General features: G+C 44.5%; 17 protein-coding genes. 15 read left to right on the top strand and 2 right to left on the bottom strand.

Going from position 1 to position 16,750, the window contains the following annotated elements; all coding sequences use genetic code 11:
* Positions 1-126 precede the first annotated feature (126 nt).
* Complete coding sequence (locus DZ860_RS16760; protein ID WP_120033605.1) at positions 127-1,041, top strand: DUF1281 domain-containing protein; 915 nt, start codon at positions 127-129, stop codon at positions 1,039-1,041.
* 68 nt (positions 1,042-1,109) lie between these two features.
* On the opposite strand, the gene DZ860_RS16765 is transcribed toward DZ860_RS16760, so the two are convergent.
* Positions 1,110-2,309, bottom strand: coding sequence for a helix-turn-helix domain-containing protein (locus DZ860_RS16765; RefSeq protein WP_120033607.1), 1,200 nt, complete (start codon positions 2,307-2,309; stop codon positions 1,110-1,112).
* 3 nt (positions 2,310-2,312) lie between these two features.
* The gene (locus DZ860_RS16770) at positions 2,313-2,966 is read right to left on the bottom strand and encodes a hypothetical protein (RefSeq protein WP_120033609.1); all 654 of its coding nucleotides are present in this window, start codon (positions 2,964-2,966) and stop codon (positions 2,313-2,315) included.
* 894 nt (positions 2,967-3,860) lie between these two features.
* On the opposite strand from DZ860_RS16770, the gene DZ860_RS16775 reads away from it, so the two are divergent.
* The 14 genes from DZ860_RS16775 (at position 3,861) to hbs (ending at position 16,682) form a co-directional block, all read left to right on the top strand.
* Positions 3,861-4,781 (top strand): hypothetical protein, encoded by a 921-nt coding sequence (locus DZ860_RS16775; RefSeq protein WP_120033610.1) that lies wholly within the window; start codon positions 3,861-3,863, stop codon positions 4,779-4,781.
* Between the two features lie 229 nt (positions 4,782-5,010).
* Positions 5,011-6,261: a PFGI-1 class ICE element type IV pilus protein PilL2 gene (gene pilL2, locus DZ860_RS16780; RefSeq protein ID WP_120033612.1), complete on the top strand. Its 1,251-nt coding sequence runs from the start codon at positions 5,011-5,013 to the stop codon at positions 6,259-6,261.
* A complete protein-coding gene (locus DZ860_RS16785; RefSeq protein ID WP_120033614.1) occupies positions 6,258-7,784 on the top strand; it encodes a type II secretion system protein GspD in 1,527 nt (508 codons plus the stop codon). Before pilL2 ends, DZ860_RS16785 begins: the two co-directional genes overlap by 4 nt.
* Positions 7,781-8,941 carry a hypothetical protein gene (locus DZ860_RS16790; RefSeq protein ID WP_120033616.1) on the top strand — a complete coding sequence of 387 codons (1,161 nt, stop codon included), beginning with the start codon at positions 7,781-7,783 and terminating at the stop codon, positions 8,939-8,941. Before DZ860_RS16785 ends, DZ860_RS16790 begins: the two co-directional genes overlap by 4 nt.
* On the top strand, positions 8,938-9,615 hold the full coding sequence (locus DZ860_RS16795; RefSeq protein WP_120033618.1) for a hypothetical protein: 678 nt from the start codon (positions 8,938-8,940) through the stop codon (positions 9,613-9,615). The genes DZ860_RS16790 and DZ860_RS16795 overlap by 4 nt, the downstream gene beginning before the upstream one ends.
* A complete protein-coding gene (locus tag DZ860_RS16800; RefSeq protein WP_120033620.1) occupies positions 9,612-11,240 on the top strand; it encodes an ATPase, T2SS/T4P/T4SS family in 1,629 nt (542 codons plus the stop codon). The genes DZ860_RS16795 and DZ860_RS16800 overlap by 4 nt, the downstream gene beginning before the upstream one ends.
* Positions 11,224-12,216, top strand: a complete 993-nt coding sequence (locus DZ860_RS16805; protein ID WP_120033622.1) for a type II secretion system F family protein — start codon at positions 11,224-11,226, stop codon at positions 12,214-12,216. Before DZ860_RS16800 ends, DZ860_RS16805 begins: the two co-directional genes overlap by 17 nt.
* Positions 12,217-12,265: 49 nt before the next feature.
* On the top strand, positions 12,266-12,775 hold the full coding sequence (locus tag DZ860_RS16810) for a hypothetical protein (protein ID WP_120033624.1): 510 nt from the start codon (positions 12,266-12,268) through the stop codon (positions 12,773-12,775).
* The gene (locus DZ860_RS16815; RefSeq protein WP_120033626.1) at positions 12,775-13,287 is read left to right on the top strand and encodes a hypothetical protein; all 513 of its coding nucleotides are present in this window, start codon (positions 12,775-12,777) and stop codon (positions 13,285-13,287) included. Before DZ860_RS16810 ends, DZ860_RS16815 begins: the two co-directional genes overlap by 1 nt.
* A 1-nt stretch (position 13,288) precedes the next feature.
* Positions 13,289-14,245, top strand: coding sequence for a type II secretion system protein (locus DZ860_RS16820; protein ID WP_120033628.1), 957 nt, complete (start codon positions 13,289-13,291; stop codon positions 14,243-14,245).
* A gap of 11 nt (positions 14,246-14,256) precedes the next feature.
* Positions 14,257-14,796 carry a hypothetical protein gene (locus tag DZ860_RS16825; protein ID WP_120033630.1) on the top strand — a complete coding sequence of 180 codons (540 nt, stop codon included), beginning with the start codon at positions 14,257-14,259 and terminating at the stop codon, positions 14,794-14,796.
* Between the two features lie 178 nt (positions 14,797-14,974).
* Complete coding sequence (locus tag DZ860_RS16830; RefSeq protein ID WP_120033632.1) at positions 14,975-15,175, top strand: hypothetical protein; 201 nt, start codon at positions 14,975-14,977, stop codon at positions 15,173-15,175.
* Between the two features lie 5 nt (positions 15,176-15,180).
* On the top strand, positions 15,181-16,302 hold the full coding sequence (locus DZ860_RS16835) for a trypsin-like serine protease (protein WP_120033634.1): 1,122 nt from the start codon (positions 15,181-15,183) through the stop codon (positions 16,300-16,302).
* Positions 16,303-16,406: 104 nt separating this feature from the next.
* Positions 16,407-16,682 (top strand): non-specific DNA-binding protein Hbs, encoded by a 276-nt coding sequence (hbs, locus tag DZ860_RS16840; protein ID WP_120033636.1) that lies wholly within the window; start codon positions 16,407-16,409, stop codon positions 16,680-16,682.
* The last annotated feature ends 68 nt before the right edge of the window (positions 16,683-16,750 follow it).

The raw sequence follows: 16,750 nt of genomic DNA on the forward strand, positions 1-16,750 counted from the left end.
TAAGTATTAACAAAATCTTAAACAAATTTAAGGTTTTTAACTCAACATTATTGCGCCTAGCGCACCGTCCATACAGGATGCTTCCTGTATGGGGGCATCCTTTTTTATTTTAAGAAGGAAATTATTATGCCGAACTGGTGTGTTAACCAAATCCATGTCAGTGGTCCTGATGCGCTTGACGTTCAGCGTTTGATGACAGAACCACAAACTCTACTGCATTACGATGCAACCAAAGCGGCTGTGAAGATGTTTTTAGCCGGTGTAGGTGGTTTGTTAAAACCGACTGTACCAATGCGCTTTGATGTCTATCCAGAGTTGATCGCCGGTATCGGTGAATCCAATATAGCGAACCACGCTTTTGATGCGTTCGTGATGTTACTGAACCAAAAACCGAAGTTAACGCCTGAAATCTGCCTTGTCATTTTGACTTTGTTTGAGCAGACGGGGTTGAAGCAGCGGTATTGGGGTAACTTGCCTGTCGCAGCCAGAAAGAAGATCTCGCCATTGTTGAAGAACAGTGCATACGATTGGTCGGGTATCTACTTTCGTCGTTTACCTCTTGATGTGCTATGGGCAAAGCTTGATGTGTCTGAGCCTGTGTTGCATCGCTCGTTTTCGTTAAGTAGCTTGTGTCCACCAAATCTGTTGTCGCAAATCAATGGGTTTAATGGGCATTTGTTGTCGCTTGTCCCAAGTGGCTATGACGATAATTGCGAACGTCTTGGAACAAAGTGGGAGATGGTAGACGTTAATGTTATCGAATCAAGTGATGGGTTTGTAAAACTTGAATTTGATACTGCTTGGAGTCCCGCTATTCCACCTATAGAGGAGTTGGCAACTCGTTTTCCTGAGTCAGTTTTTACTCATTATTTTGCAGAATGTGGCTGTGCGTTTTGCGGCTATGTTTTGTATGAGGATGGATCGATCCAGGAGCAGTGTTGGGATGACTTGGTGTTTTCTGATGAAGAAAACGAAGAGGGTTACCATGATGTAGTCGGTCCAGACTATATCATGGAGAATTTCGAACAATACGGCGGTTAAGTTTTTATTACCCCACCAGGGAGCGCATCCCTGGTGGGGTAAATAGAATAGACACAGTGAGGTCAATGTTATTTCCATTGATTAATGTTTATAATATCAGCCTTATGCACATTCTCAGTATTAGTTCGTGTTGGAACCTTAAAGTTTACCAAATTGTCATATGTCGGTTGATGAGGGCTAAAAAAACCCTCAGGTAGGCTACATAACATAGTACTTAGACCTGCTGACAACCCTAACTTATCCAGAAGATCTTCTTTTCTACATACGCCTTGATCAGTAAGCATTCTTACTGCTCGAGGTAAAATACGAGGTTCTTCTATTGGTAAATCATCATCAAGCGGCTCTCTTATTCGCCATCGTTTTACGGATAGTCTTTTGAATAAATTAGATTTTTGTAAATCATCGATAATTTCAAGTTGCCATGCTCGATATATCATAGCTGCTATTGATACTTTCCAGCGCCGTTTTAATGCCAAAAATGTCTCCAGTGTTGGTTTACTTAAATCTTTAGCAAATGAATCTGATGGTAATAGTAGCGCTCCTGCAAAAAAATCAGCCTGTTTTTCGATTAATTGTATAGTTGTTGAGTTGTGTTCACTTTTATTAATATGCTTGTGTAAAATGACATGCCCTAATTCGTGTGCTGCATCAAAGCGACTTCGTACTCCATTATTTTTGTCACTCGCTAAAAATATAAATGGTCGTTCTAAATGATCATGCCAATGTGAGACACCGTCCATCTTATCGTATCCAACATCGCCTCTTGCACAAATCACCCCTGCATTTTCAACAGCTAAGACAACATCTTGTATCGGTCCATTTCCAAGTCCAACTAACTGACGAAATTCAATGGCTAACACTTCTATATCTTCTTCTGACATAGCCATAAAATGTTTAGTATTTTCTGGTAGTCGTAATTGAGGCCACTCAAACCATTGCCCCAATGTTGAAGTGACTTCAGCCATCCAATCTAGCTTTATTTTTGTTGTATCTCTCGCCACTCTCGTTGCTGAAGATAAAGAACGATAGAAGTATGGAGTCGAACTTTCAAAAGGTATCTCTTTTAAAAACCAATGGGTAGGCATGTTTAAAGTGTTTGATAATGCGGTTAATTTATCGCATTCTGGACTTTGTTTTCCGTTTTCCCAATTGGTCACCGTTGCGGCTGAAACATTAACTAAGGTAGCTAAAGCAACCTTTGTTAATCCTAATGATTCTCGCGCTTGGGTAAGGCGTACTGGTTGAAAACCACCAACTCCAGTTCTCATAATTTACTCATTACTCTGTTTTGCTTCTTCGTCTTTGATTTCGACCAACAGTGTTGGCCAAGCCATATCAAATACTGGTTGATGGTGTTCTTCGTTCATATAACCTAATATAAATTCAGATATAGGGACAAATAGATGAAATCCACGCCAGTTTGAAAAAGGAATCGTTATAAATATATCGTTAGGTGTACTTTGTGATGATTCTGATGCAGCAGGATGTGCTACCACAATGACAGCATGTAGTTTGCTATCAAAATTTGTTTTTTTATCTGCATCAAATAAGTCTATTTGTATCGGCTCTAAAATAGTATTCAATTGAGATAGTAACTTACGATGAGCTGCATCTCGAATCCGTTTATTGTGAGCTACTTCCACATGCGAGACCTTAACATTATCAAGGTCAATTACAATGTAATTTTCACCTCTAGGGTATGTATTACAAACGATACCACCTGACATGCACAAAGCTTCATCAATATTGTAACGACGCATTTGTTGTCTTAATCGTTGTTTAGGGATGTGTGTAAAATTGTTTTTAATATAAGAATCAACATCACCATAACGAGATATGATATTTTTTTCGAGATCTTCCAATGTATCTCGAGTTAAGTGCATTCTTAAAAACGCACTGAGTTTATCAGTTAAGGTTTGTGTCACGATTAATACGCCATAAGTCAAATTAAGTATAGCCGAATTTTAACTAAAAAAATTAAGTTTTGAAAGAGGAAAACCTATCTTTAAACATTTATGCACTTCTGCGGCGCTTTAGAAAACGGGGGACTTTGTAATTCGCTTATCGTGCTGACTAAATACACACAATAAAATCATGTGTATTTGTGATAAGAATCAAATAACCAGTGCATTGCGGTCGCTTAGTCAACCATTTAATCAGATATTACTTAAGTCAGCAGTTTCGATTGATGTTGTCTGTTGGCAGTATCCACATATTGTAAATGCTTCCATGTTTCTATTTACAACTATCTAAATCACATACGACCAGGCTTGTGATGAATTTTTGCCCGTTCCTGTATGCGGGCTTTTTTTTCGTCTGTTGAAATTAAATTGTGAAGTCGAACATAAATTTTGTACTACGTACTTCTCGTGTCATTAATTTCATCATACTTTGATTAAGCACAGTCGGATGTGCATAATTTAGACTGATTTGATCAATCTTTATTTTTGCTATAGATAAGATGAAAGCCCACATGTGTTCAGGTGGGCTTTTTTGCAACCAAAGTATCGATTTAAGCATCACAAGCTGCGACAACAAGCCATTTTGAAGTAAAATAATGCCAACTTATCTATCTCCTCACCAAAGATAAGTATATGCGATGATAATAAAAACATTATCCGACGCCTGTCGGCTTTACGCGCAATACTTGTAATACAACAAGGGTATTGCGCGTTTTTTTGATTACGCTAACAGTGGCATTGACAAAGATACGGTATCCATCCATTTCTCACCTTTTTGGCCTATATATCTATCCTTAGTATGATATAAACGAAAGTGTTTATAAACGCTTTCGTGATATTCACGGTAAGGAACAAGCAATGTTGTTGGAAGAGTACATTCAAACGCATTATGGAACCGCGCGAGGTAATAAGGCGGCCTTTCTGCGTGATAATCCCCAAATCTTACCTCAAGAGCTGAATCGTTGGATCAACGCAAGACTAAAGTTGAACCTGCAAACAGGTGAGATCTACAAAGCGACCTCGAAGACGATCTCTCTTATCGCCTTACCGACGATATCGAATCAAAATTCAGTGATCCAATTAGATCAAGAACAAGTAGAGCAACTACAGCGATGCGCAGCTCATGCGAAATGCTCCATTGATAAGTTATTAAATCAATTAATTGAGGCAGAAGATCTTCGAGTTCAATTACTGGCAGAACAAATATGTATAAACAGTAGTGTATCTGTTCAGAGTCTAACGAAAAAAATAGGGAACGCGTTCAAAGGCCTGAGTGGTAAAAGTGAGATGTATGAATTTACTCAAGCACTGGACTCTCTGGTTGTCCAGTTTCTGGATACTCAGGTTCTTGAGTTAAAAGTAAGGCCGATGGATATTGCTGAGAGTGAGCGCTTAATGATTTCTCGAACGGCTTATTATTGGTACGGCGGTAACGTGGCGGATCGCATTTCAAAAATATTTGGAACCGTTGATGTCTATTTATGGAATGAGATTTTTGATCCCCGCAGTGATGTGATTTATGTCGGTGGAGCAAGTAATGTCACGATCAGTTATTTGGTTTGTCAGCGATTGTGTCAGCTCTTTAAACAAGTTAAGACGGAATATAAAAAGTCGCTGGGTAAATTCATCAGTGCGAGAAGTAAAGAAGACATTGCGAATGATTATATGGGTCGATTTGTGTCCGGAGCTTTAGAGCCGGTTCGCATGATGTACGACCAGGATACGCAGTTGGCATTGTTTGAATATGCCTGTAACAAATACCCATACGCAATGAATTAACGATTAGCGAACATTCATCATAAGAATACAGGCCTAGCTCATTGAGTTCGGCTTTTTCGTTTAAGCTCACACCACTAACACACAACAAAATCACCGTTAGGATATCACATATTTCAAAATAAATACTGAATAGAAATATTTTATTTTTCCCATTTCTAATTGAGATTTTTATAGCTTCTCTTTGCTAGCTTGTTCGCAGATAAACCTCATTCATCAAAGGAGTTTTTGTATGCGTATGATCGCGCTCTCTGTGATGGGTGTATTAGTCGGTTGTGCGAGCTCTGAGCCGCCTACCCCAATACCCCCCTCACCACCATTAAATCTTCGAGTCGCTCCGCCACTTGAAATAGCAACACCTATCCAAACATCCCGTTATGTATTGGAAAGACGTAGCCCTGCCTCGCAGTTAACTGACATGCTTGATGTGCCGGTAGACGCCCGTATGCCAGCAATGGCGAACTTAACCGTCAAAGATGGTTTGGATTTTCTATTGACCGGAAGTGGGATGCGTGTCCGTACACCGACCTCTTATGGTGAATCACAAATGTACGCACAGCCTCTACCTATCGCTCAAATGGACATGGGCCAAATCCCACTTCGTCACGCGATTCAAGTACTCGGTGGACAAGCCTTTGAACTGGAAGAGGATGTGGTAAAGCGTGAAGTGGGCTTTCGTTTGAAAAATGGCTATGTCTGGGCTCCGCCGAAATACGACGATATTCAACCCTCTGTGACTCTCAATAAAGCATTACTAGCGAATCGCAGTGAGGTTGATCGCGCTACTGATGCACAATCTTTGGATGCAGATAACGATAACTTGTTTTCAAGTTCAGCCGTTCGACATTCAACTCAACCGGTTACCGTAATCAATAATAAAAAGAGCTTACTCAGCACTAAATCTACCTTATCAAACGGTCAATCGGTCACGCCGCCATCATCTCAGGCGATGAATGTAAAAACATTCACCATCGCTACAGGGGAGAGTTATCGAGAAGCCATCCTTCGCTGGGCTAATGGCGCGGGATTTGAGCGGGTCGCCCTAGCTCAAGAACCAACGTTTCTTGATGCGTTGGATAACCGTTCAACATCCGGATTTTTAGTGAAAGGGTCATTGCGCACCGCCGTAGCAAAACTTGCCGAAGAAACCCCAGAGCTCTCAAGATTAACGCTCTATGAAAATGCGGTTGCAGGCTTGGCAGCGCTGCACCCTTATCGCACCCAAGCCGTGACTGTCTTTATGACTCAAGGTGACACCCTGGAAGAGGTGATCACCAATGCGGTGAAACAATACGACTGGAACTGGGATAAGGCCCACTCTTGGAATGCGGCTAACTATGCCTTTAGTACCGACTATCCAGTGGTGACTCGTCGAGCGGATATCAGTAGCGCACTGAGCATATTACTAAAGCAGTACCCTCTTGAAGCGCGTCGACTAGATGCAAATCGCACCATTTACATTCGTGAGGCAACACCATTATGAGAAAGAACACCAAAAAGGTTTTCATCATCAGTGCCCTTGCACTCGCGATGATGGGGTGTGAGGCGTTGGGTTTGAACGAATACGATAAACGTAATGCTGAATCGGCCGAAATTTTAGCCAACATGGAGCAAGAGCGAGCACGTTTTCATGATGTCAGTAAAGTGGTGCGCATCGAACAACCGCCGGTGTCGTTAACTCCGCTGGATGAAGCAGTGGACATCTCTTACCTCAAGCATCGTGTCAGCGTGACCCAGTCACGTGTGCCGTTATCCCTCATGATGGATGACTTGCTTTCCCAAGTTGGCGTTATTCCTTGGTATGGCGATGGGATCGCCATGGATGTCCCGGTGACATTGAACTACGAGGGGGCATTATCAGGGGCGCTCAACGCGCTTGAACGTCAACTCAATATTGGTTTTAGCGCAGAAGAAGAGCGGGTAAAGGTAGAGCGGTTTGTCTCAAAGACGTTCGAACTGGAACTACCTCCGGGCATGATTAATGACCAAATCGGTGCCTCTGAGAGCAGTGGTAGTAGCGATAGCGAGGAGGGGGAGACCCGAGTTGAGGGGCAATTTGTCACCCTCTCAAACAATGATGTTGATGTTTTCACGGAAGTTGCTGAGGGCATTAAAGCGCTCCTCGCTCAAGATCCAGATTTAACAAAAGGTGAAGATAGCCCGTCTGGAGCAGATAAAGAGGACTTAGTCGGTAGTGTCCGTGCGATCCCTGCGTTATCCCGCATTGTGGTTCGCACTACGCCATCTCGCATGAACGAGGTGAATGCGTTCGTCAATGAAAACAAAGCGTCATTGACACGCCAAGTCGCGATTGAAGTTCAAGTCTTAGAATTTCGCTCAAATCTTGGACACAACCGCGGCGTGGACTGGAATATTGTCCGTGATATTGGTGGTGGCAACAGTTTGAATTTCTTCATCCCTGGGACAGATTTGATCTCTAACTCTGCCAATCCAAGTTTTGCATTTACCGGTGGTGGTAAGTGGGATGGGACAACGGCACTCATCAATGCGTTAAACAAACAAGGTCAAGTCTCCACCGATACACCGATTAGCATTTTGGTTCAAAACCATCAAACCAATCATGTGACACAAGAAAACACCATTGAGTTTGTGGAAAACACCAAGAGTAACAGCAGTGAGGGGGTCGTAACGACAGAAACGCAGCGAGGAAAACGCAGCGAAGGAGTGGACTTCATCGTGGTTCCCAACGTTCAACGTGATCATGTTTATCTTCGTGCGTCAGGGTTATTGACCAAAATCGAAGCTTTGGTGCGAGAAGAGGTCGCCGGCGAGATTCAAACCTTCCCACGGATGCGTGAGTCAAAAATCAATTTTGCCAACAAGCTGAAATATGGCCAAACCATGGTTATCGCATCGGTATCACAAATGGACACGAACACAGAAGAGAGCACATTTTTGGGTATTCCATTCTTAGGTGGCACCAGCGCGAAAACTCAACGCGTTGACACGCTCGTACTCCTCACACCGAGGAGAGCCGACGGATGAAAACGATCCCCGAATTAGTGAGTTTACCGCATCACGGTAAGCCTCAATCTGTTTTACGCAAGCTGAGAAAAGCGTGGCCATCAAAGTATAGCCGAGCGTTTGTTCGAGATAGCCGTGTTTGTTTATACACCGCCAATGAGCCGGCAGTGGTTCGTAGTGAAATCTGGCGTGACGCATTAATGGGGCGTGGCGTAGATTTGCGCTCGGTGGCCGTTCTTGATGTGTTGTCAGATAAAAGCGAATCGCCACAACTTTATTGTGTCGTGATTGAAGAGGGTGAGGTTGTGGCTCAGTGGCTGCAGAACTCACTCAATATCAAAGAGAACGTGGCTATTCTGACGGCAAAGACGGTGCTTTGCGCTGTCTCTGAGGAAGATAAGGTGATTGAGGGGCAGTGGTGCTTGCCACTGACCGAGAGCGAGCAAGAAGCGTTGTCCGCTTACACCTTAAAGGCGAAAAAATCCGTACTGCCATGGGTAGCCGGTGGTGGTGTCGCGGCGCTGGGGTTAGGGGCTGTGTTGATGTGGCCAGCGCCTCCACAGGAGGTGGCGGTGGTTGATGTTGCGCCGCCGTCTCCTGTCGTCCTTGACCCTTGGGCTGGGTATCACACGGTGATGTCTCGCGGTTATTCAGCCAGTGGAACCCTTCATCAGATACAAAACGTTATGGCAGTCGCTGAATTGCTTCCGCCTAAATGGCAAGCAACCCAAATCAAAGTACAGGATGGTGTTGTGACAATGAGTATCAAGAGAGAGAAATTTGGGCAAGTTCAACTGTTTTCCGCATGGCTTGATTTTCATTCGGAACTCAAACCGTATGTCTCTTTTAGTCGAGAAGGCGCGATATTGAATACACCGATAGAAAAGGATCTCGATTTTTGGTCACAGCGCATTATTCCCGTCGAGCCAACTCAGCAAACGTTGCTTGATACGTTGGCAATGACGGAGTTTGAAGTACAAGCACTTGAAGAGCACAAAGCGGTTTATCAACGCACTTCATTCTCTTTGAATCAATCTTTAGGTCTTTTTGATGTTGAGGTTTTGAAGGCGTTAATGGCGCCTCTTCCAATGACCATTGAAGATTTTTCTTTGCTTCCTGCTAGTGATGACCGCTGGCAAGGGGTATTAAACCTCGCTTTTTATGGAGTGAACTCATGAGTGATAAGAAAAAAGGTATCGCCATTGGGGCGTTAGTTTTGGCAGTCGTTGGGATCGTGGGCAATCTCTTTATGCCTAAAACGTCAGATTTACAAAAACAATCGGTGAGTGACGTGCAAATTGATAGTCAGCCCACATTACCTATCGATGAAGCATTGGTTGTGGAGACAAATAATGTGCAAGTAACGGCGTTAGTTGAGCCAATGCCAGTATCAACAATCGAACAACCATCGCCCTCTCCAGTTTTGTACCTGGAGCCATTGGCTTTAGGTACAGCGATGGCTGAGCATATTCAAAATGTGACGAAGCGTGAAATAGCACAAGTGAAAGTGTCCATTTCAGAGCTGAATGCGCGGGAGTGGGACGCAAAAAAAATCAAGCGAGAAGATGCTGTCAATCAAGCGATTGGCCTTGATTATTCACCAGTGAATGTTGTTAGCGTGACAACAAAAGCAGCAACAGTGAACACTGAACCAACTCTTACCTTAAGAGGTATAACGGGGACCGCCGTAGAGGGGCAATATGCCGCGCGTCTATTTTCACAAGGCCAATTTAAGCGTGTAGAAGTAGGCAGTCGTTTATCTGGTTACAAGATCACGAGTATCACCAAAGAGAGTGTCACGCTTAAAGGCAAGGGCGGTGTACACACCTTACTTCTAGGGGAGTCTCTATGATGCAAAAGCATGAGCTGCTCATGGAGTCTGCATTACTAGCGCTTTGTATCGATGACGGACACTCATTTGTGGACGGTCATGGTGTTATCCATACCGACGATTTGGCTGCACCCAAATTAGCTGAAATCAAAACTTATTTGCAATCATGCGCAACGATTGCAGACGGCGCACTGTATGGAAAATCGCCCAAGGTGGTGATGGCATCAACAGAAACGGTTCAGTTGATGCTCGAGATTGCGGGCGAATTACTGATCAGTGACGGCAGTAAAGAAGACCACTCCGAAATGAGTGGAAAGCTCACTGCGCTTTGTCAATCAGCGGTAAACGCAAAAGCCTCCGACATTCATTTGGAAGTTGGCCGCAAAGAGAGCCGTTTCTTGCTTCGTGTTGATGGTAAGCGCGTGGTGCTTAAGGCCTTTGCCGATGGTTCGAGTGCATTAAGGCAGTCCCGGAAGTTGGGCTCTAACCTTGCTGCGTATGCGTTTCAAATGAAAGGAAACCATAACTACAGCGAACGTGTGCCACTGAACGACCGTTTTGAACTGACCTTACAAGTAGATGGTCAGGACAAAACGGTGGAATGGCGGGCTGCGTTAATGCCTCTTGATCGTGGTATCAAACTAGTTTTGCGTTGTATCACGCCTTTGGGGGAGCCATTAACACTCAGTGCGATGGATTTACTGCCAACCCACGTGCGTCTTTTTGAAGAGAAGATGAAGCGTCGAAGCGGCATCATTGTACTCACTGGGCCAATGGGCTCGGGTAAATCGTCCTTAGTATATGCCTTACTTGAAACAGTTGACCGTGTGGCGCGTTGTGTTCACACCCTCGAAGATCCGGTGGAGTTTGAGCAAGAGTTTGTGACAAAAACGTTGGTTGAGCCACGTCGCGAGCTCAAAGAGGGCGGTGGCGTTTACCTAGATTATACCTTTTATGCTCTTGAGCAACTTCGTCAAGATATCGATATCACCTCATTTGGTGAGCTTCGTAGTAAAAGTGCGACCAAAGAGTTTACCCGTAAAGGTGAAACCGGCGGTTTGGCCATTTCAACCTTGCACGCCAATAGCGCTGTTGGTGTACCTGCGATATTCATTGAGCATTTGAATATCCCGGCATCGGTCGTATCCGCTCCAGGTTTAATGCAGCTTTTTACTCATCAAAAGTTAATCCGAAAGTTGTGTCCACATTGTGCTCTCACTCTTGACGAGGCCAAAAACATCTATCACGGCCATGGTTTTTCGCAGTCCTATGACATTAAGTTGTCGCAATTGACCGCATTGCTACCTGAGCATTTAGATTCAGTGCGAATGAGACATCCTGGAGGGTGTGAACACTGTAAGCATGGGCCAAATGCAGGAGAAAAGGGACGCGTCATGGTGCTTGAAATGATTGCACTTGAGAACGATGACCGTGAGTTCATCAAGGCGGAAAATTATCTGGGTTGGGAAGCGCATTTAGAAAGCAAAGGCTGGCCAGATATTCGCACACACACCTTGCACCGTATTCAACAAGGTCTCGTTGATATTGAATCGGCCGCTGAGCAGGTTGATGAGTTGATGCCGATAACAAGCTCATCACTCTACCAACAGATGCAAAAGGAGATGGAACATGGCTATTGCGATTGAGACGCTGCTGTTTACCAGGGCAAATCAAAAAGAGCTGCTAGAGCAATGGTTGCAGTGTGAAGAGGATGGTTTAACCGTTTCTCAGTTTTGTGATTTGCTGATTAAGCACGGTGATGAATCCACCAAAAAGATTGGTCGAGAGGGGTTAGAGGCACCCGGTAAAGGTCTGGCATTTTCAGATGTACTGGCTAAATGGTGTTCGCCAGTCGTCGCCAGCACCATTGCCAGTGCGGAATCGGCTGGAAATCGCAAGGTGGGCATTGAAGCTGCGCTTAATGAGTTATCCGGCGGGCAAAACGTGATAGGGCGTCTGTTCAAAATTGTTACGTTTCCTTTATTCATTGTATTGGGCGTGGGCTATCTCGGCGTTTATGTCTCCGGTGAGATTTTATCGGCCATACGCGCGCCACAAGGCTTTGCTATTGACTTGCGTTCGTTCTTGCAAAGCTTTGGGGGGCTGACATTAGTGGGGTTAACTCTGGCATTACTGTCAATGGGGGTATCAATGCCGCGTTGGTCGGGCCGCTCTCGTCAATGGGCCGATAATCTACCGCTTTACAGCCACTACCGTATCGGTGTCGCAGCAGGATTGCTCCGTACACTCTGTAACCTATCAAGTGCAGGGATGAACTTGAATGAAGCGCTCGAATTGAGTGCCAAAAATGGAACCCCCTATTTGCGTGGCCACATCAACGTGATGCGAGAAAAACTGTTAACAGAAAACAACCTTGGCAAGGTGCTTGACAGTGGTTTATTGCTACCACGCAGCCAATCGAACCTGGAAGTGTTGGGAGAAAGTGCGCAAGTCATTCGCCTGTTGGAGCGTGCTGCACTCTATCACCAAGCCGAAGTGGTTAAACGGTTAAATCGTATCGACATGATACTTCCAAAAGTAATTTTAATGCTCGCCATCGTGATGCTTGCCGTTTTAATCGGCAGTTCAATGATGTTGCTGCTTAATTCCGTACAAATGTAATTCAATCAAACATTCACATTTAATTTAATTTAATAAAGAGAACTGACTTATGAAAACGATCAAAACGTACCCAAAAAACCCACGTAGTCGTCAGCAGAAAGGCGCCACATTGATGGACTTCTTACTGTGGTCAGCGCTTGCCGCGCTGTTCTTAGCGGGAGTGGTGCAGCTTTATGTCACAGGCTCAGCCTATGCAAACCGCACTCAGACAGTCACCGCGGTGACATCCATCAAAGCAGGAGCTGAGAGTGTAAAAATCATTAATCATACGGGCGTTAATATGGCCAAAGTGTGTGACGAACGTCGTAACGCGGTATCAATGAAAATCTGTGGCGATGCACGTAATGGGGTAGGGACAAACCAATACGGTGGTAACTACACCCTTGAGCCGGACACCTCAAACTTGGCTCGCGTCAAAGTCGGCGTTACCAATGTCGATACGCAATACATCGATGCATTGGCCGACTCTCTCGCCGCCCTTGCCGCTGGTAACTGCACCCAAGCGGCAGGCTGCAGCACGCTCACCGTTTCCGGCAATACAATTACGGTGACCATGTAATGCATATAGGAAGCCTGATTTTAGCCGCTTCCATCACAGCAGGGCTGACGGCGTTGTCCGTCAGCATCCTAGAGCCGGAACGCTGGATGACTTCTTATAAGGTTAAAGCAGTTCAAGCTCCCGTGTTTGAAGCGATGGAACAAAACATGTTTTACACCATTGCCAATGGGGGTTGCATCCGAAATCCAGCGGACACGAGCCTCGCTTTTTTGATGGATAACCAATGGCTGCCAAATGATTTTGAAGGGCGCTATCCATGGACTATCACGACATCATATTTCACGCTTGGATACGGGGAAATAGCCAAGTTGTCGCTGACGCTAACCGCGGATTCTGACCATGATGCGGAAAAACTAAAAAGCGCCGCACAAAGCCTTGGTAGTTCATGGCGATTTGAGCCAGATACGCGTTCGTTGACGATTCATCGAACCGTGCCATTCGTTCGTTATGAGTTTGATGAGACTCATTTTGATTTTGCAACGGGGTGCTTTGTTCCCCCAAGAGAGGGCTGATATGCCAAGAAAACGTAAGCAAGGTGGCTATGGCTTATTGGATGTGCTGCTGGCACTCAGTCTCACCACCGTTATTTTGTTAATCCTAATTCCAATGGGGATTCGTTATTACCAGAAAAAGCAAGTGGATGAGTACGTGGCGAGTTTAAAAAGCACCATAGTGCAAATGCAGCTCTATCAATACCATAAAACGTCTCAGGAAGGTTTTTCGAGTAACCCGTTTTTTCCTGAGTTTATGGACAGTTGGCCCGCTTCATTTGATGCGCTGATGCTTGATTATGGCGGTGCGTTTAAAGAGTTGTGTGGACCGTTGAATGAAGCTGCTGGGGCATGTGTGCGCCCAGATACGGTTCCATTCACCACTCAAAAACTCACGCTTGAACAAGTTATGGGGCCAACAAACAAGGTTTACCTTGTGATCCCGACCAGTACATTGCCGGACGACGGACCTCGCGCACGATGGGGGTTGCCATTACTGGCAATACCAGAGGCACAGCTTCGAACTAATGGGGACATTCAAATCAACCTAAGACCATTGACGAAAAGCATCATGTATGACGAGTTCTTACGCAAAGATGGCTCCGTGCATTTGACCAATGATTGGGATGTGGGCGGTAATCACGCCATTGTTAACACCAAAGACGTGACGATTTTGAACTCAGACAGTACACAAAAAATCGTCAGCCGCGGTCTCAGTGAAACCACAACCCTAAAGCACGGAGAATGGTTGAAAAAGCCGTCCTGCCCTACAGGTACAGAGCCACGAATATGGCTAGCATTAGGTTATATAAATGTTAGTAATCGATACACTCTTACGGGGAGCCAAAAGCCATTCATCGACACTGAGACCACTACTCATTGGGAGGTAGGATTAGAAGTTCGAGTCGAAAATAACGAAACAGGTGAATTCGCAATATCAAACGATGGTGAGATCCTTGCTATCACTCAATGTAAATAAAAGGAATGTATATGCTGAAAACAACCCCAATAATATTAGTGACACTGCTGCTGAGCAGTTACGCAACAGCTCGAATCTCTTATGAAGACGCCCTTAATTCCAATCAAGCTTACGAAGATGAGTTGGATGCACTATACAACCCCAACACGTCGGGGCTAGGTCCTTATGAGGTTAATCCCTCCCCATCAAGCGGCAGTGCAGAGACGGGGGCAGGCAAAGTGAGCAACGGTGGTTACTTCACCGTCAAAACAGGCCCGTCAGGCAAAGTCAGTTGGAGTGTTAATGGTGATTATCCAACCACTTATGGTGTGTGCCGAGTGAGGCTGATCATCAACACGCCTCATGGTACCGTTCAATCTCCCGACTCATACGGCACAGAAAACGATGGTGGTCAGCGTCGTAATAGTGCCAATCCAAGCACTGCTGGATCGATGAGTGGGTTAAGAGCCAATACACAATATTCAATCCGAGCTACCTATTCAGCGGTCACTCACGCTTGGGGGTGTCGCGGCATAGCAAACCCCATCACCTACCAATGGACTGGCGTCTAACCAGTGCATCAATAAGGGGCGACTTCGCCCCTTTACAATTAAACAGTACGCAATATGACCTATCTCACATAACAACCTCTTTGAATAACTTATTATTGCGCCATCCCATAATGGGACATATAATATATTCAAAGGTTGAGGTTATAGTGCTGAAACCAAAATTAAAACGGCAAAGATAATGGCATCACAAGAACGTACTAACCAGCTCTCTGAACTGGTCAAAAAAGCAGGCAGTGTTCGTAAGGCAGAGCGATTAATTTTAAATTCTAAAGGCACTAACCCATCTAAATCAGCAATTGACAGAGCATTAAAAGGCTCTGGGTCTGATTACTCCGTTCAGTGCATGATTGATGATCTAACTAAAGCATTAAGGCAGTAAAATATATGAAAAAAACATTATTGTTAAGCACATTAAGTTTGATGTCATTCAGTTCATTGGCAGTGTTAAACGGTACTCCATTGGATTGGGCACAAGAGGATGGTACCGTTCTTATCGATAACAACAACCCAAACTATTATAAATACTGCACCGGAACACTCATCGCTGGCACCCAGGTATTAACTGCTGCACATTGTGGTGAAGTGACCGAAGGCATCGATCAAATTGATACTGTACATTTTTCTAATAACAGCCAAATGACATTACTACCCGCCAATATCACACTTAACCCTAGTTACGAAAATTTAGGTGATACGTCTAGAGGTCATGACATTGCGTTGTATTCGCTGCCTCAACAAGCCGATTACTACACCATTCGCTTTTTTAAAGACCTACGCCGTGATGTCCTCGTTCACAATCAAACCATGACCATCAGTGGATTTGGTGGAACGCCAAAAGATCTTAATCGAGCCAATTTTACACAAACTGATTTAAGCGATTGCCCGGAATGTAGTCCATCTCCTAACTATCAAATCAACGCAAACGTCACCACAGCCTCACACACCACTGGTGGTGATTCAGGCAGTGCATGGATCAATAGTAATAATGAAATCATTGCTATTCATAAAGGCAGCAAACCATACACAACCGGACGAAGAGAAACCTACGGCACCAACTTACACTACGCGAGCGACTGGCTACTTGAACAGGTTAATAACTGGCACTACCCAACGCTGTTCGATACAAAAGGTAAGGCAACCATTACCATTCAATCTCTGCATCATCCAATCTCAGGACGAGTAAGTGACATGGCTTGGGGTGAGAACGTCACCTTGATTAGAGAAGAAAGTACCTGTGTAAGCATGAGTGATAGCGATAATATTGAACCCTACTCAAAATGTACTTACGTTATCGAAAGTGATGGTAGTGAGGGTAAATTACATTTAACCAACACGGCATTTATTACCATTAATAAACCTATCCCTGCCACTCCGCTAGAGCCAAGTATTCCTGGTGTGAGCCCACCAATGGGCGGTGACTCTGGTGGTTCGTTAGGGATGATATCCATTGTGGCTCTAATCGGTTTTGGTATTCGACGTCACAAAAATACCTACGCTAACGCGTAAAATGGCGACGCTTTCCGAACTCCGCTGTGATAAGTATTTTAAACGGATAGCATCATTAATTAAAAGTGAGCTCAATCCAGCCACTTTCTCTTATGGAAAAAATAATGAATAAAACTGAATTAGTAGCGCACATTGCTGAAACCGCTGAACTGACAAAAATCGATGCAGGAAGAGCTCTAGATGCCATATTGAATGGTATTACTGAATCACTCGCAAATGGGGATGAGGTTGCATTAATGGGTTTTGGTACTTTTAAAATTTCAGCACGTGCTGCGCGTGATGGCCGAAACCCACGTACCGGTGAAACGGTTAAGATAGCTGCGAGTAAATTACCGTCGTTCAAAGCTGGAAAAACGTTTAAAGATGCCGTCAATCAGTAATATTAACTGATGTCAACTTCTTATAGGGCGCCAGTGGCGTCCTTTTTTATGTTCGCTATATAATCACC

The organism is Vibrio sinensis (assembly GCF_003605645.1).
Classification (GTDB): Bacteria; Pseudomonadota; Gammaproteobacteria; order Enterobacterales; family Vibrionaceae; genus Vibrio; species Vibrio sinensis.

Coding starts and splice junctions, on each gene's coding strand:
- DZ860_RS16775 (WP_120033610.1), top strand. CDS start 3,861: ATGTTGTTGGAAGAGTACATTCAAACGCATTATGGAACCGCGCGAGGT.
- DZ860_RS16805 (WP_120033622.1), top strand. CDS start 11,224: ATGGCTATTGCGATTGAGACGCTGCTGTTTACCAGGGCAAATCAAAAA.
- DZ860_RS16830 (WP_120033632.1), top strand. CDS start 14,975: ATGGCATCACAAGAACGTACTAACCAGCTCTCTGAACTGGTCAAAAAA.
- DZ860_RS16790 (WP_120033616.1), top strand. CDS start 7,781: ATGAAAACGATCCCCGAATTAGTGAGTTTACCGCATCACGGTAAGCCT.
- DZ860_RS16820 (WP_120033628.1), top strand. CDS start 13,289: ATGCCAAGAAAACGTAAGCAAGGTGGCTATGGCTTATTGGATGTGCTG.
- DZ860_RS16800 (WP_120033620.1), top strand. CDS start 9,612: ATGATGCAAAAGCATGAGCTGCTCATGGAGTCTGCATTACTAGCGCTT.
- DZ860_RS16835 (WP_120033634.1), top strand. CDS start 15,181: ATGAAAAAAACATTATTGTTAAGCACATTAAGTTTGATGTCATTCAGT.
- DZ860_RS16795 (WP_120033618.1), top strand. CDS start 8,938: ATGAGTGATAAGAAAAAAGGTATCGCCATTGGGGCGTTAGTTTTGGCA.
- DZ860_RS16785 (WP_120033614.1), top strand. CDS start 6,258: ATGAGAAAGAACACCAAAAAGGTTTTCATCATCAGTGCCCTTGCACTC.
- DZ860_RS16760 (WP_120033605.1), top strand. CDS start 127: ATGCCGAACTGGTGTGTTAACCAAATCCATGTCAGTGGTCCTGATGCG.
- DZ860_RS16810 (WP_120033624.1), top strand. CDS start 12,266: ATGAAAACGATCAAAACGTACCCAAAAAACCCACGTAGTCGTCAGCAG.
- DZ860_RS16815 (WP_120033626.1), top strand. CDS start 12,775: ATGCATATAGGAAGCCTGATTTTAGCCGCTTCCATCACAGCAGGGCTG.
- DZ860_RS16825 (WP_120033630.1), top strand. CDS start 14,257: ATGCTGAAAACAACCCCAATAATATTAGTGACACTGCTGCTGAGCAGT.
- DZ860_RS16765 (WP_120033607.1), bottom strand. CDS start 2,309: ATGAGAACTGGAGTTGGTGGTTTTCAACCAGTACGCCTTACCCAAGCG.
- pilL2 (WP_120033612.1), top strand. CDS start 5,011: ATGCGTATGATCGCGCTCTCTGTGATGGGTGTATTAGTCGGTTGTGCG.
- hbs (WP_120033636.1), top strand. CDS start 16,407: ATGAATAAAACTGAATTAGTAGCGCACATTGCTGAAACCGCTGAACTG.